Genomic DNA, 15,002 nt, shown 5'->3' with positions numbered 1-15,002 from the left:
GGCCGGCAGTGAGGGGTAATTGACCGGTACAGTAGTACAGTTTTATGAAATTCATGCATAAAAAAGCCGCTGAAAAAACTGTGTTTTTGTCAGCGGCTGTCTAGAACGGGTGTTACGGCAGCATTTTCCCGGTTTCTTCCAGGTTGATATGCCAGCTCAGGGCTTCACGCAGGATATGCGGCGTGTGGCCGCCAATTGCGCAGGCCTTGGTGAAGTAGTCATTCAGCGCTTCACGGAAGTCGGGGTGTACGCAGTTGTCGATGATGACGCGAGCACGCTCGCGCGGGGCCAGGCCGCGCAGGTCAGCCAGACCCTGTTCGGTGACCAGGATGTCGACGTCGTGCTCGGTATGGTCGACGTGGCTGACCATTGGCACAACGCTGGAGATCGCACCGGCTTTGGCAATCGATTTGGTAACGAAGATTGCCAGGTGTGCGTTGCGCGCGAAGTCGCCCGAACCGCCGATGCCGTTCATCATCCGCGTGCCGCAAACGTGGGTGGAGTTGACGTTGCCGTAGATGTCGAACTCAAGCGCGGTATTGATCCCGATGATGCCCAGGCGGCGGACTATTTCCGGGTGGTTGGAGATTTCCTGCGGGCGCAGTACCAGTTTGTCCTTGTAACGCTCAAGGTTGCCAAACACGTCCGCATTGCGACGGCTGGACAGGGTGATTGAGCTGCCAGAAGCAAAGCTCATCTTGCCGGCGTCGATCAGGTCGAAGGTCGAGTCCTGCAGTACTTCGGAGTACATGGTCAGGTTTTCGAACGGTGAGTCGATCAGGCCGCACATTACTGCATTGGCGATGTTGCCGATGCCTGCTTGCAGCGGACCAAGGTTGTTGGACATGCGGCCTTCTGCAACTTCCTGCTTGAGGAAGTTGATCAGGTGGAAGGCGATACCGTCGGTTTCGCTGTCCGGTTCGGACACCGTGGACGGTGAGTCCGGCTTGTTGGTGATCACGATGGCGACGATTTTTTCCGGCGGGATCGGGATCGCGGTGCTGCCGATGCGGTCGTCGACTTTCACCAGCGGAATCGGTGTGCGTGTCGGGCGGTAGGTCGGAATATAGATGTCGTGCAGACCTTCCAGATTCGGGTTGTGCGCCATGTTGATTTCGACGATCACCTGTTTGGCGAAAATCGCAAAGCTGGCGGAGTTGCCGACGGAGGTCGTTGGAACAATATGGCCTTGCTCGGTAATTGCGACGGCCTCGATAACGGCGATGTCCGGCAGGGGCAGTTGCTTGTTGCGCAGTTGCTCGACGGTCTCGGACAAATGCTGGTCGATGAACATCACTTCGCCGGCGTTAATGGCCTTGCGCAGGGTGCTGTCGACCTGGAACGGCATGCGCCGGGCCAGTACGCCTGCTTCGGTCAATTGTTTGTCGAGGTCGTTGCCCAGACTGGCCCCGGTCATCAGGGTGATTTTCAACGGCGACAGCTTGGCGCGTTCGGCCAATGCTTGCGGGACGGCCTTGGCTTCGCCGGCACGGGTAAAACCGCTCATGCCGACGGTCATGCCGTCTTTGATAAGGGCGGCGGCTTCTGCGGCGCTCATGACCTTATCGTGTAGGGAATTTAGGCGAATACGTTCACGGTACATGGATTGTTATCTCGGGCAACGGAAGCAAGAGGCGCAGTCTATTCATTTTCAGAGCCTTACGTCCCGCTACCATGGTCGAATGCCAGCGGCCGATTTAGAGCCTTTGGTCGGGTTCTTTATAAATAGAAAAACCCCGGCCAATTCAGCGCCGGGGTTCTCGGTGTTGCAGTGGCGGGGATGTTACTCGACCGCTTTAACCATATCTTCAATAACTTTCTTCGCGTCGCCGAAGACCATCATTGTTTTATCCAGGTAAAACAACTCGTTATCCAGCCCGGCATAGCCGCTGGCCATGGAGCGTTTGTTGACGATGACGGTTTTGGCTTTATAGGCTTCGAGGATCGGCATGCCTGCAATCGGCGATTTTGGATCGTTCTTGGCTGCCGGGTTGACCACGTCGTTGGCGCCCAGTACCAGCACCACATCGGCCTGGCCGAACTCGGAGTTGATGTCTTCCATCTCGAACACCTGGTCGTAAGGCACTTCTGCCTCGGCCAGCAGTACGTTCATATGGCCGGGCATGCGACCCGCTACCGGGTGAATGGCGTACTTCACGGTCACGCCGCGATGGGTCAGCTTCTCGGTCAGTTCTTTAAGTGCATGCTGAGCCCGTGCCACGGCCAGGCCATAACCCGGGACGATGATCACGGTGTCAGCATTCATCAGCAGGAACGTGGCGTCGTCAGCCGAACCGGACTTCACCGGGCGCGCTTCTTTCGAGCCCGCCGGACCTGCCGTATCCACTGCGCCACCGAAGCCGCCAAGGATCACGTTGAAGAACGAGCGGTTCATCGCCTTGCACATGATGTACGACAGGATCGCACCCGACGAACCTACCAGTGAGCCGGCAATGATCAGCATCGAGTTGTTCAGCGAGAAGCCGATGCCGGCAGCCGCCCAGCCGGAGTAGCTGTTAAGCATCGAGACCACGACCGGCATGTCGGCGCCGCCAATCGGGATGATGATCAGCACGCCCAGCACGAATGCCAGAGCCAGCATCAATGCAAACGCATTGAGGTTGCCGGTCAGCATAAAGGTGATACCCAGTGCCAGCGTGGCCAGGCCCAGTACCAGGTTCAGTTTGTGTTGACCGCTGAACTGCACCGGTGCGCCCTGGAACAGGCGGAACTTGTATTTGCCCGAGAGCTTGCCGAAGGCGATGACCGAGCCGGAGAAGGTGATTGCACCAATGGCCGCGCCCAGGAACAGTTCCAGACGGTTACCGGCAGGGATGGCGTCTCCCAGATGTTTGACGATGCCCAGCGATTGCGGCTCTACCACGGCAGCGATGGCAATAAATACGGCTGCGAGGCCGATCATGCTGTGCATGAAGGCGACCAGTTCAGGCATTTTGGTCATTTCGACGCGCTTGGCCATGATCGAGCCAGCGGTACCGCCCACCAGCAGGCCGACAATCACATAGCCGATGCCGGCGGTCGCAATCTCTGCGCCCAATTTGTAGATCAGGCCGACGGTGGTAATGACCGCCAGACCCATGCCGAGCATGCCGAAGAAGTTGCCGCGACGTGAAGTGGTTGGATGCGACAGGCCTTTAAGTGCCTGAATGAAACAAATAGATGCAACCAGATAAAGAACAGTAACCAGGTTCATGCTCATGGCTTGCGCACCTCTTCTTTGGCTTTAGGTGCTTTTTTCTTGAACATTTCCAGCATGCGCCGGGTGACCAAAAATCCACCGAATACGTTTACGGCTGCCAGTGCGACCGCCAGGGTGCCCATGGTTTTACCCAGTGGCGTGACAGTCAGCGCGGCGGCAAGCATGGCGCCCACGATCACAATGGCGGAGATGGCGTTGGTTACGGCCATCAGCGGGGTGTGCAGTGCCGGGGTTACGTTCCAGACCACGTGATAACCGACATAAATAGCCAGCACGAAGATGATCAGGTTGTAGATACCGGGGGAGATGAGCTCTTCCATTGTTTTTATCCTCAGCCGTTTTTGCGCACAACTTGACCGTCGCGGCACATCAGGCACGCGGCGACGATGTCGTCTTCAAGGTTGATCTGGAACTGTCCTTCAGGGGTGAAGACCAGCTTGAGGAAGTCCAGCAGGTTGCGCGCGTAGAGCGCGGAGGCGTCTGCAGCAACCATGGCCGGCAGGTTGGTGTAGCCGACGATGGTTACACCATGCTCGACCACGACCTGATCGGCGACCGTCAGCGGGCAGTTACCACCCTGGGCGGCGGCAAGATCGATAACCACCGAGCCGGGCTTCATCTGCGCGACAGTTTCTGCACCCAGCAACACAGGTGCCTTGCGGCCCGGAATCAATGCAGTGGTGATGACAATGTCGGCTTGCTTGGCGCGTTCGTGAACGGCCAGTGCCTGGCGCTGCATCCAGCTGGCAGGCATTGGTCGGGCGTAGCCGCCGACGCCGACGGCGCATTCGCGTTCTTCGTCGGTTTCGTAGGGTACGTCAACAAATTTGGCGCCCAGGGATTCGATCTGCTCTTTAACGGCAGGGCGCACATCCGACGCTTCGATGACGGCACCCAGGCGCTTGGCGGTAGCAATCGCCTGCAAACCCGCAACACCGGCACCCAGGATCAGTACGCGGGCGGCTTTCACAGTCCCTGCGGCAGTCATGAGCATCGGCATAAAGCGCGGATAGTGGTGAGCAGCGACCAGGACGGCTTTATAACCGGCAATGTTGGCCTGGGATGACAGCACATCAAGACTTTGCGCACGGGATGTACGCGGGGCGGCTTCAAGGGAGAAAGCGGTGATCCCGCGCTCGGCCAGTTTGGCAATGGTTTCATTGCTGAACGGGTTGAGCATGCCAATCAGTACGGTGCCGCTACTGATCAGGGCCAGTTCACTGTCGCTGGGGGCGACGACTTTCAGAATCAGCTCGGCGCTGAATGCATCTGTGGCGCTGCCAATAGTCGCACCTGCAGCTTCATAGGCACTGTCGATAACGCTGGCATTAACACCCGCGCCAGTTTGGACAGTCACCTTATGGCCTTGGCCGATCAGCTTCTTGATGGTTTCCGGGGTTGCAGCAACCCGCGTTTCACCCGTTTGGGTTTCGAGAGGAACACCAATGTGCACGTCATATCTCCTGCGTGATCTTTTATAAGAAAGCCAGCGCACTACGGATGGTGCATCTGGGGCGGCCGATCAGCACGACCCCACCTGAATGCAGGTGGGGCGGGGCATTCTGCCGTCGATTTTTTGGGCCTTCAAGAACTTCTGGAGGGTGACGAGATTTTAACTACAAGTCATGCAGTGACCGAATGTCGCAAGGGTCGGCTACAGCCCTTTAAATACATGGCTTGTAATGATTTGAGGTGTTTTTTGAGTATTTTTCAGATTTCTTTTGGTTATCGGTGCATAACTTTCGGAAATACCCTGCAGGCCGCGTGGTTACTGCCTTCAGCATTGTCCAGTTAGACAAAAGTAACGGATGCAAAATAGCGACATTTGCTTATATATGTAGTGCTTTCTTAGGTGTCGCTACATAATTTATCCGGACGATGCGTGGCGTCAGGACTGGCTGTAAGTAGCGGCCTGCTTGATCAGCCAGTCGCGAAAGGCTTGCAGGGAGGCGGATTCAATTTTGCGCTCCGGGATCATCAGGTAGTAAGCCTTGGTGCTGGAGAGTGGTCGCTCATTGGCAATCACCAGGCGCTTTTCGGCCAACTCGCGTTGAATCAGAAAAGGCGGGATCAGGGCGACCCCCATGTCGTGCATGGCGGCCTGGGCCAGCATCGAGAACAGCTCGTAGCGTGCGCCGGTCATGTCGCGGGGCACATTTATGTCCTGTGCGTTAAACCACTGTCGCCAGGCGTAGGGGCGGGTGGTTTGCTGCAGCAGTGGGAGTTCTGCGAGGGTTTGTGCACTCAGCTGCAGGTCTGTGCCCAGTAACGACGGGCTGCACACCGGAACCGGGTTTTCGCCCATCAGGCGGAATGACGATGTGCCGGACCAGTCGGCATCTCCGAAGTAGATGGCGGCATCAAAGTCGGTATCGGCGAACAGAAAGGGGCGTGTGCGGTTGGTCAGGTTGACCGTGACGTCCGGGTGTTGTTGCTGGAAGTCCTTCAGGCGGGGCAACAGCCATTGGGTGCCGAAGGTCGGTACGATGGCCAGTTCAATGGTATTGGCCCCTTGTTGGCCCATGACGGAGAGCGTGTCCCGTTCTACTGCGTCCAGTTGGGTTGCAACCCTCCGACTATAGGAAAGGCCCGCTTCGGTCAGTTTTACCCCGCGTCTGGAGCGTCTGAACAGCGCCACGCCTATGAAGTCTTCGAGGCTGGCGATCTGTCGGCAAATGGCCCCTTGAGTGAGGGATAGTTCCTGTGCGGCCTTGGTGAAGCTTTCGTGACGCGCCGCTGCCTCAAAGCTGATCAGGGCTGTGGTGCTGGGGATTTTGCGGCGCATGTACGGCTTCCTCACTAAAGACGGTCGAAAACGGCTTTTTTATTAGTTACAGAGTGAGAAATTATCACAACAGGGTGCGTAATCCTCGTTTGTCCTTCTATCTAGGGCGGCCTAGGATCGGGCCACGACATTTGATCTATTTCACGAGGGTTCTCTGATGGCGGGTAAAGCAAGCTTCAACTGGATTGATCCACTGTTGCTGGATCAGCAACTCACTGAAGAGGAGCGCATGGTGCGCGACAGCGCTGAGCAATTTGCCCAGGACAAGCTGGCGCCGCGTGTGCTTGATGCTTTCCGTAATGAGAAGACCGACCCGGCGATCTTTCGTGAGATGGGTGAAACGGGGTTGCTGGGGGCGATGATTCCTGAGCAGTACGGCGGCAGCGGGCTGAACTATGTCAGCTACGGTCTGATTGCACGTGAAGTAGAGCGGGTCGACTCGGGTTATCGCTCAATGATGAGTGTGCAGTCGTCTCTGGTGATGGTTCCGATCAATGAATTTGGTACTGAGGCGCAGAAGCAGAAGTATCTGCCCAAGCTGGCTTCGGGCGAATGGATTGGCTGCTTTGGTCTGACAGAGCCGAACCATGGTTCCGACCCGGGTGCGATGATTACTCGTGCTCGCTCGGTGGATGGCGGCTACAGCCTGACGGGCAGCAAGATGTGGATCACCAACAGCCCGATCGCGGATGTGTTTGTGGTGTGGGCCAAGGATGATGAGGGCGATATCCGTGGCTTTGTTCTGGAAAAAGGCTGGAAGGGTCTGAGCACGCCTGCGATTCACGGCAAGGTCGGTTTGCGTGCATCGATCACGGGCGAAATCGTCATGGACAACGTGTTCGTGCCTCAAGAGAATATTTTTCCGGATGTTCGCGGTCTGAAGGGACCTTTCACGTGCCTAAACTCGGCGCGTTACGGCATTTCATGGGGGGCGTTGGGTGCCGCTGAGTTCTGCTGGCACACCGCGCGTCAGTACACACTGGATCGCCATCAGTTTGGGCGGCCTTTGGCTGCGACCCAGTTGATTCAGAAAAAACTGGCTGACATGCAGACCGAGATTACGTTGGCGTTGCAAGGTTGCCTGCGTCTGGGGCGGATGAAGGACGAAGGCACTGCGGCGGTCGAGATCACATCGATCATGAAGCGCAACTCGTGCGGCAAGTCGCTGGATATCGCCCGGATGGCGCGCGACATGTTGGGCGGCAACGGTATCTCTGATGAGTTCGGGGTGGCACGTCACCTGGTCAACCTGGAAGTAGTGAACACCTATGAGGGGACGCATGACGTACATGCCTTGATTCTTGGGCGTGCTCAGACCGGTCTTCAGGCGTTCTATTAACAGGAGCTCGGCTCATGGGTGCTTTATCGCATTTGCGGGTGTTGGATTTATCGCGGGTTCTCGCCGGGCCGTGGGCGGGGCAGATACTTGCTGACCTGGGAGCCGAGGTGATCAAGGTCGAGCGCCCAGGCAATGGTGATGACACGCGCGCGTGGGGGCCGCCCTTCCTTAAGGATGCGTACGGAGAAAGCACCGGGGAGGCTGCTTACTACCTGTCGGCGAACCGCAACAAGCAGTCGGTCACAATTGATTTCACCAAGCCTGAAGGTCAGCGGCTGGTGCGTGAGCTGGCTGCGAAGTCCGACATCCTGATAGAGAACTTCAAGGTTGGTGGTTTGGAGGCCTACGGGCTGGACTATGCGTCGCTTAAGGCTTTGAATCCCCGGTTGATCTACTGCTCGATCACCGGGTTCGGTCAGACCGGGCCATACGCCAGGCGGGCCGGTTATGACTTTATGATTCAGGGCTTGGGTGGCCTGATGAGTTTGACTGGGCTGCCAGAGGGTTATGAGGGGGCGGGACCGGTAAAAGTCGGTGTGGCGCTGACAGATATATTGACGGGTCTTTACTCGACTGTGGCGATCCTTGCGGCACTGGCTCATCGTCAGGAGGGCGGCGCAGGGCAGCATATTGATATGGCGCTGCTGGATGTGCAGGTGGCTTGTCTGGCGAATCAGGCGATGAATTATCTGACTACAGGCGTCTCTCCGCAGCGCCTTGGGAATGCTCATCCGAATATCGTGCCTTATCAGGATTTTCCTACGGCTGATGGCGACTTCATCCTTACGGTGGGTAACGACAATCAGTTTCGAAAATTTGCGGAAGTGGCTGGTCGGCCTGAGTGGGGTGATGATCCGCGCTTTGTGAGTAATAAGCAGCGGGTGGCCAATCGTGCAGTATTGGTGCCGCTTATAAGGCAGGCAACAGTCTTCAAGACTACGGCTGAGTGGGTGTCGCAATTGGAGGCGGTTGGTGTGCCGTGTGGGCCAATCAATGATTTGGCGCAGGTGTTTGCAGACCCGCAGGTCCAGGCGCGAGGGCTTGCGATGCAGTTGCCGCATGCGTTGGCGGGGCTTGTGCCGCAGGTAGCGAGTCCGATCCGGTTGTCCGGGACGCCGGTGGAGTACCGCAATGCACCTCCTTTGTTGGGAGAGCATACGCAAGAGATTCTGGAGCGTGTGCTGGGGCTCGATAGTGTGGCGGTGGAAGCACTGCGTGAGGCGGGCGTGTTGTAGCTATATATAGAGGGGTGCGTCAGCACCCCTCTATATATACGTTTCGGGTATGTTTTTTGGCTAATTGATAGAGTCACTCAATTAGCCCTTGACTCAAAATTCTAACGGCCTATAATTCGCCCACTTCCGGCGCAGTCGAAACGGAAAACTCCTTGATTTTCAATGAGTTGGACGGTTCTTCGGCAGTGTCAGCTTCAAGTCATCGAAGCAGGAAATGAGGTGTTGACAGCAGCGTGTAACGCTGTAGAATTCGCCTCCCGCTAACGAGAGATCGAAAGCGCAAGTGGTTGATGTTACAAAGGAAACTTTGAAAACATCCTAAAATAACCGCTTGACAGCAACAGAGGCTGCTGTAGAATGCGCGCCTCGGTTGAGCGAAAGCTTAACCAACCGCTCTTTAACAACTGAATCAAGCAATTCGTGTGGGTGCTTGTGGAGTCAGACTGATAGTCAACAAGATTATCAGCATCACAAGTTACTCCGCGAGAAATCAAAGATGTAACCAACGATTGCTGAGCCAAGTTTAGGGTTTCTTAAAAACCCAAAGATGTTTGAACTGAAGAGTTTGATCATGGCTCAGATTGAACGCTGGCGGCAGGCCTAACACATGCAAGTCGAGCGGTAGAGAGGTGCTTGCACCTCTTGAGAGCGGCGGACGGGTGAGTAATACCTAGGAATCTGCCTGGTAGTGGGGGATAACGTTCGGAAACGGACGCTAATACCGCATACGTCCTACGGGAGAAAGCAGGGGACCTTCGGGCCTTGCGCTATCAGATGAGCCTAGGTCGGATTAGCTAGTTGGTGAGGTAATGGCTCACCAAGGCTACGATCCGTAACTGGTCTGAGAGGATGATCAGTCACACTGGAACTGAGACACGGTCCAGACTCCTACGGGAGGCAGCAGTGGGGAATATTGGACAATGGGCGAAAGCCTGATCCAGCCATGCCGCGTGTGTGAAGAAGGTCTTCGGATTGTAAAGCACTTTAAGTTGGGAGGAAGGGCATTAACCTAATACGTTAGTGCTTTGACGTTACCGACAGAATAAGCACCGGCTAACTCTGTGCCAGCAGCCGCGGTAATACAGAGGGTGCAAGCGTTAATCGGAATTACTGGGCGTAAAGCGCGCGTAGGTGGTTTGTTAAGTTGAATGTGAAATCCCCGGGCTCAACCTGGGAACTGCATCCAAAACTGGCAAGCTAGAGTATGGTAGAGGGTGGTGGAATTTCCTGTGTAGCGGTGAAATGCGTAGATATAGGAAGGAACACCAGTGGCGAAGGCGACCACCTGGACTGATACTGACACTGAGGTGCGAAAGCGTGGGGAGCAAACAGGATTAGATACCCTGGTAGTCCACGCCGTAAACGATGTCAACTAGCCGTTGGGAGTCTTGAACTCTTAGTGGCGCAGCTAACGCATTAAGTTGACCGCCTGGGGAGTACGGCCGCAAGGTTAAAACTCAAATGAATTGACGGGGGCCCGCACAAGCGGTGGAGCATGTGGTTTAATTCGAAGCAACGCGAAGAACCTTACCAGGCCTTGACATCCAATGAACTTTCTAGAGATAGATTGGTGCCTTCGGGAACATTGAGACAGGTGCTGCATGGCTGTCGTCAGCTCGTGTCGTGAGATGTTGGGTTAAGTCCCGTAACGAGCGCAACCCTTGTCCTTAGTTACCAGCACGTAATGGTGGGCACTCTAAGGAGACTGCCGGTGACAAACCGGAGGAAGGTGGGGATGACGTCAAGTCATCATGGCCCTTACGGCCTGGGCTACACACGTGCTACAATGGTCGGTACAAAGGGTTGCCAAGCCGCGAGGTGGAGCTAATCCCATAAAACCGATCGTAGTCCGGATCGCAGTCTGCAACTCGACTGCGTGAAGTCGGAATCGCTAGTAATCGTGAATCAGAATGTCACGGTGAATACGTTCCCGGGCCTTGTACACACCGCCCGTCACACCATGGGAGTGGGTTGCACCAGAAGTAGCTAGTCTAACCCTCGGGAGGACGGTTACCACGGTGTGATTCATGACTGGGGTGAAGTCGTAACAAGGTAGCCGTAGGGGAACCTGCGGCTGGATCACCTCCTTAATCGACGACATCAGCTGCTTCATAAGTTCCCACACGAATTGCTTGATTCATTGAAGAAGACGGTAGAAGCGACGGTAAACGTAGCTTCTCTATCGTAAAGCTTAGAAATGAACATTCCATCAGATGATGGTGAATGTTGATTTCTGATCTTTTGATTAGATCGTTCTTTAAAAATTTGGGTATGTAATAGAAAGTTAGACTGAATAACACTTTCACTGGTGTTTATTCAGGCTAAGGTAAAATTTGTGAGTAATTGCGAATTTTCGGCGAATGTCGTCTTCATAGTATAACCAGATTGCTTGGGGTTATATGGTCAAGTGAAGAAGCGCATACGGTGGATGCCTTGGCAGTCAGAGGCGATGAAAGACGTGGTAGCCTGCGAAAAGCTTCGGGGAGTCGGCAAACAGACTTTGATCCGGAGATGTCTGAATGGGGGAACCCACCTAACATAAGTTAGGTATCTTAAGCTGAATACATAGGCTTAAGAAGCGAACCAGGGGAACTGAAACATCTAAGTACCCTGAGGAAAAGAAATCAACCGAGATTCCCTTAGTAGTGGCGAGCGAACGGGGACCAGCCCTTAAGCTGTATTGATGTTAGCGGAACGCTCTGGAAAGTGCGGCCATAGTGGGTGATAGCCCTGTACGCGAAAACATCTTTACAGTGAAATCGAGTAGGACGGAGCACGAGAAACTTTGTCTGAATATGGGGGGACCATCCTCCAAGGCTAAATACTACTGACTGACCGATAGTGAACTAGTACCGTGAGGGAAAGGCGAAAAGAACCCCGGAGAGGGGAGTGAAATAGATCCTGAAACCGTATGCGTACAAGCAGTGGGAGCCCACTTTGTTGGGTGACTGCGTACCTTTTGTATAATGGGTCAGCGACTTATTTTCAGTGGCAAGCTTAACCGAATAGGGGAGGCGTAGCGAAAGCGAGTCTTAATAGGGCGTCTAGTCGCTGGGAATAGACCCGAAACCGGGCGATCTATCCATGGGCAGGTTGAAGGTTGGGTAACACTAACTGGAGGACCGAACCGACTACCGTTGAAAAGTTAGCGGATGACCTGTGGATCGGAGTGAAAGGCTAATCAAGCTCGGAGATAGCTGGTTCTCCTCGAAAGCTATTTAGGTAGCGCCTCATGTATCACTGTAGGGGGTAGAGCACTGTTTCGGCTAGGGGGTCATCCCGACTTACCAAACCGATGCAAACTCCGAATACCTACAAGTGCCGAGCATGGGAGACACACGGCGGGTGCTAACGTCCGTCGTGAAAAGGGAAACAACCCAGACCGTCAGCTAAGGTCCCAAAGTTATGGTTAAGTGGGAAACGATGTGGGAAGGCTTAGACAGCTAGGAGGTTGGCTTAGAAGCAGCCACCCTTTAAAGAAAGCGTAATAGCTCACTAGTCGAGTCGGCCTGCGCGGAAGATTTAACGGGGCTCAAACCATACACCGAAGCTACGGGTATCATCTTAGGATGATGCGGTAGAGGAGCGTTCTGTAAGCCTGTGAAGGTGAGTTGAGAAGCTTGCTGGAGGTATCAGAAGTGCGAATGCTGACATGAGTAACGATAATGGGTGTGAAAAACACCCACGCCGAAAGACCAAGGTTTCCTGCGCAACGTTAATCGACGCAGGGTTAGTCGGTCCCTAAGGCGAGGCTGAAAAGCGTAGTCGATGGAAAACAGGTTAATATTCCTGTACTTCTGGTTATTGCGATGGAGGGACGGAGAAGGCTAGGCCAGCTTGGCGTTGGTTGTCCAAGTTTAAGGTGGTAGGCTGGAATCTTAGGTAAATCCGGGATTCTAAGGCCGAGAGCTGATGACGAGTTAACTTTTAGTTAACGAAGTGGTTGATGCCATGCTTCCAAGAAAAGCTTCTAAGCTTCAGGTAACCAGGAACCGTACCCCAAACCGACACAGGTGGTTGGGTAGAGAATACCAAGGCGCTTGAGAGAACTCGGGTGAAGGAACTAGGCAAAATGGCACCGTAACTTCGGGAGAAGGTGCGCCGGTGAGGGTGAAGCATTTACTGCGTAAGCCCACGCCGGTCGAAGATACCAGGCCGCTGCGACTGTTTATTAAAAACACAGCACTCTGCAAACACGAAAGTGGACGTATAGGGTGTGACGCCTGCCCGGTGCCGGAAGGTTAATTGATGGGGTTAGCTAACGCGAAGCTCTTGATCGAAGCCCCGGTAAACGGCGGCCGTAACTATAACGGTCCTAAGGTAGCGAAATTCCTTGTCGGGTAAGTTCCGACCTGCACGAATGGCGTAACGATGGCGGCGCTGTCTCCACCCGAGACTCAGTGAAATTGAAATCGCTGTGAAGATGCAGTGTATCCGCGGCTAGACGGAAAGACCCCGTGAACCTTTACTATAGCTTTGCACTGGACTTTGAATTTGCTTGTGTAGGATAGGTGGGAGGCTTTGAAGTGTGGACGCCAGTCTGCATGGAGCCAACCTTGAAATACCACCCTGGCAACTTTGAGGTTCTAACTCAGGTCCGTTATCCGGATCGAGGACAGTGTATGGTGGGTAGTTTGACTGGGGCGGTCTCCTCCTAAAGAGTAACGGAGGAGTACGAAGGTGCGCTCAGACCGGTCGGAAATCGGTCGTAGAGTATAAAGGCAAAAGCGCGCTTGACTGCGAGACAGACACGTCGAGCAGGTACGAAAGTAGGTCTTAGTGATCCGGTGGTTCTGTATGGAAGGGCCATCGCTCAACGGATAAAAGGTACTCCGGGGATAACAGGCTGATACCGCCCAAGAGTTCATATCGACGGCGGTGTTTGGCACCTCGATGTCGGCTCATCACATCCTGGGGCTGAAGCCGGTCCCAAGGGTATGGCTGTTCGCCATTTAAAGTGGTACGCGAGCTGGGTTTAGAACGTCGTGAGACAGTTCGGTCCCTATCTGCCGTGGACGTTTGAGATTTGAGAGGGGCTGCTCCTAGTACGAGAGGACCGGAGTGGACGAACCTCTGGTGTTCCGGTTGTCACGCCAGTGGCATTGCCGGGTAGCTATGTTCGGGAAAGATAACCGCTGAAAGCATCTAAGCGGGAAACTTGCCTCAAGATGAGATCTCACTGGAACCTTGAGTTCCCTAAAGGGCCGTCGAAGACTACGACGTTGATAGGTTGGGTGTGTAAGCGCTGTGAGGCGTTGAGCTAACCAATACTAATTGCCCGTGAGGCTTGACCATATAACACCCAAGCAATTTGCGCTTTGAATACAAAGCCTGCAAGTTGCGGTGTGTGAAGACGATACAAACCGAAAGTTTGCGTAACACACAAATCTATTACATGCCCATTCGCTGGAACGTTGACCGTAAGGTAAACGCGCTGGCTACCGAATTTCTTGACGACCATAGAGCATTGGAACCACCTGATCCCATCCCGAACTCAGTAGTGAAACGATGCATCGCCGATGGTAGTGTGGGGTTTCCCCATGTGAGAGTAGGTCATCGTCAAGATTAAATTCCAAAATCCCTGTCTGCTCACGCAGACGGGGATTTTGTTTTTGTATAAGTACAGGCTTTGTATAAAGTCTGTGCCGCTGATCAAGGTTTACCTGGTCAGTGAGTCGATTATCTCAATCGAAAGAAGCAGGAATTAAGGTGTTGACAGCAGCGTGTAACGCTGTAGAATTCGCCTCCCGCTAACGAGAGATCGAAAGCGCAAGTGGTTGATGTTACAAAGGAAACTTTGAAAACATCCTAAAATAACCGCTTGACAGCAACAGAGGCTGCTGTAGAATGCGCGCCTCGGTTGAGCGAAAGCTTAACCAACCGCTCTTTAACAACTGAATCAAGCAATTCGTGTGGGTGCTTGTGGAGTCAGACTGATAGTCAACAAGATTATCAGCATCACAAGTTACTCCGCGAGAAATCAAAGATGTAACCAACGATTGCTGAGCCAAGTTTAGGGTTTCTTAAAAACCCAAAGATGTTTGAACTGAAGAGTTTGATCATGGCTCAGATTGAACGCTGGCGGCAGGCCTAACACATGCAAGTCGAGCGGTAGAGAGGTGCTTGCACCTCTTGAGAGCGGCGGACGGGTGAGTAATACCTAGGAATCTGCCTGGTAGTGGGGGATAACGTTCGGAAACGGACGCTAATACCGCATACGTCCTACGGGAGAAAGCAGGGGACCTTCGGGCCTTGCGCTATCAGATGAGCCTAGGTCGGATTAGCTAGTTGGTGAGGTAATGGCTCACCAAGGCTACGATCCGTAACTGGTCTGAGAGGATGATCAGTCACACTGGAACTGAGACACGGTCCAGACTCCTACGGGAGGCAGCAGTGGGGAATATTGGACAATGGGCGAAAGCC

Annotated in this window: 7 protein-coding genes and 4 rRNA genes (1 of these 11 cut by a window edge); 6 read left to right on the top strand and 5 right to left on the bottom strand. The window is 54.2% G+C overall.

The genetic code is table 11. The annotated features are described in order from the left end of the window. Positions 1 to 112: 112 nt before the first annotated feature. From AOC04_RS19825 to AOC04_RS19805, 5 genes are all read right to left on the bottom strand, one after another. Complete coding sequence (locus AOC04_RS19825) at positions 113 to 1,603, bottom strand: acetyl-CoA hydrolase/transferase family protein (RefSeq protein WP_060696279.1); 1,491 nt, start codon at positions 1,601 to 1,603, stop codon at positions 113 to 115. A gap of 180 nt (positions 1,604 to 1,783) precedes the next feature. Continuing rightward, a complete protein-coding gene (locus tag AOC04_RS19820) occupies positions 1,784 to 3,220 on the bottom strand; it encodes an NAD(P)(+) transhydrogenase (Re/Si-specific) subunit beta (protein ID WP_060696278.1) in 1,437 nt (478 codons plus the stop codon). Next, on the bottom strand, positions 3,217 to 3,540 hold the full coding sequence (locus AOC04_RS19815) for an NAD(P) transhydrogenase subunit alpha part 2 (RefSeq protein ID WP_003438157.1): 324 nt from the start codon (positions 3,538 to 3,540) through the stop codon (positions 3,217 to 3,219). Before AOC04_RS19815 ends, AOC04_RS19820 begins: the two co-directional genes overlap by 4 nt. A gap of 11 nt (positions 3,541 to 3,551) precedes the next feature. Further along, positions 3,552 to 4,673 carry a Re/Si-specific NAD(P)(+) transhydrogenase subunit alpha gene (locus AOC04_RS19810; RefSeq protein WP_060696277.1) on the bottom strand — a complete coding sequence of 374 codons (1,122 nt, stop codon included), beginning with the start codon at positions 4,671 to 4,673 and terminating at the stop codon, positions 3,552 to 3,554. 435 nt (positions 4,674 to 5,108) lie between these two features. Further along, positions 5,109 to 6,005, bottom strand: coding sequence for a LysR family transcriptional regulator (locus AOC04_RS19805; protein ID WP_060696276.1), 897 nt, complete (start codon positions 6,003 to 6,005; stop codon positions 5,109 to 5,111). Positions 6,006 to 6,162: 157 nt separating this feature from the next. On the opposite strand from AOC04_RS19805, the gene AOC04_RS19800 reads away from it, so the two are divergent. The 6 genes from AOC04_RS19800 to AOC04_RS19775 form a co-directional block, all read left to right on the top strand. Then, complete coding sequence (locus tag AOC04_RS19800; protein WP_060696275.1) at positions 6,163 to 7,344, top strand: acyl-CoA dehydrogenase; 1,182 nt, start codon at positions 6,163 to 6,165, stop codon at positions 7,342 to 7,344. A 14-nt stretch (positions 7,345 to 7,358) separates the two neighbouring features. Then, the gene (locus AOC04_RS19795; RefSeq protein WP_060696274.1) at positions 7,359 to 8,579 is read left to right on the top strand and encodes a CaiB/BaiF CoA transferase family protein; all 1,221 of its coding nucleotides are present in this window, start codon (positions 7,359 to 7,361) and stop codon (positions 8,577 to 8,579) included. A gap of 553 nt (positions 8,580 to 9,132) precedes the next feature. Beyond that, a 16S ribosomal RNA gene (locus AOC04_RS19790) occupies positions 9,133 to 10,669 on the top strand. A 311-nt stretch (positions 10,670 to 10,980) separates the two neighbouring features. Further along, positions 10,981 to 13,874: ribosomal RNA gene (locus AOC04_RS19785) — 23S ribosomal RNA — on the top strand. Between the two features lie 154 nt (positions 13,875 to 14,028). Further along, positions 14,029 to 14,144 (top strand): 5S ribosomal RNA (gene rrf / locus AOC04_RS19780). A gap of 478 nt (positions 14,145 to 14,622) precedes the next feature. Next, positions 14,623 to 15,002: ribosomal RNA gene (locus tag AOC04_RS19775) — 16S ribosomal RNA — on the top strand; it runs 1,157 nt beyond the window's last position. The 16S, 23S and 5S rRNA genes sit together here, the layout of an rRNA operon.

The sequence above is a fragment of the Pseudomonas versuta genome (genome assembly GCF_001294575.1).
Taxonomy (GTDB): domain Bacteria; phylum Pseudomonadota; class Gammaproteobacteria; order Pseudomonadales; family Pseudomonadaceae; genus Aquipseudomonas; species Aquipseudomonas versuta.
This window is presented reverse-complemented; position numbering and strand designations above follow the sequence as displayed.

Excerpts from the sequence above, each read along its gene's own strand:
- AOC04_RS19820 (WP_060696278.1), bottom strand. The coding sequence starts at position 3,220 with ATGAGCATGAACCTGGTTACTGTTCTTTATCTGGTTGCATCTATTTGT.
- AOC04_RS19815 (WP_003438157.1), bottom strand. The coding sequence starts at position 3,540 with ATGGAAGAGCTCATCTCCCCCGGTATCTACAACCTGATCATCTTCGTG.
- AOC04_RS19795 (WP_060696274.1), top strand. The coding sequence starts at position 7,359 with ATGGGTGCTTTATCGCATTTGCGGGTGTTGGATTTATCGCGGGTTCTC.
- AOC04_RS19800 (WP_060696275.1), top strand. The coding sequence starts at position 6,163 with ATGGCGGGTAAAGCAAGCTTCAACTGGATTGATCCACTGTTGCTGGAT.
- AOC04_RS19805 (WP_060696276.1), bottom strand. The coding sequence starts at position 6,005 with ATGCGCCGCAAAATCCCCAGCACCACAGCCCTGATCAGCTTTGAGGCA.
- AOC04_RS19825 (WP_060696279.1), bottom strand. The coding sequence starts at position 1,603 with ATGTACCGTGAACGTATTCGCCTAAATTCCCTACACGATAAGGTCATG.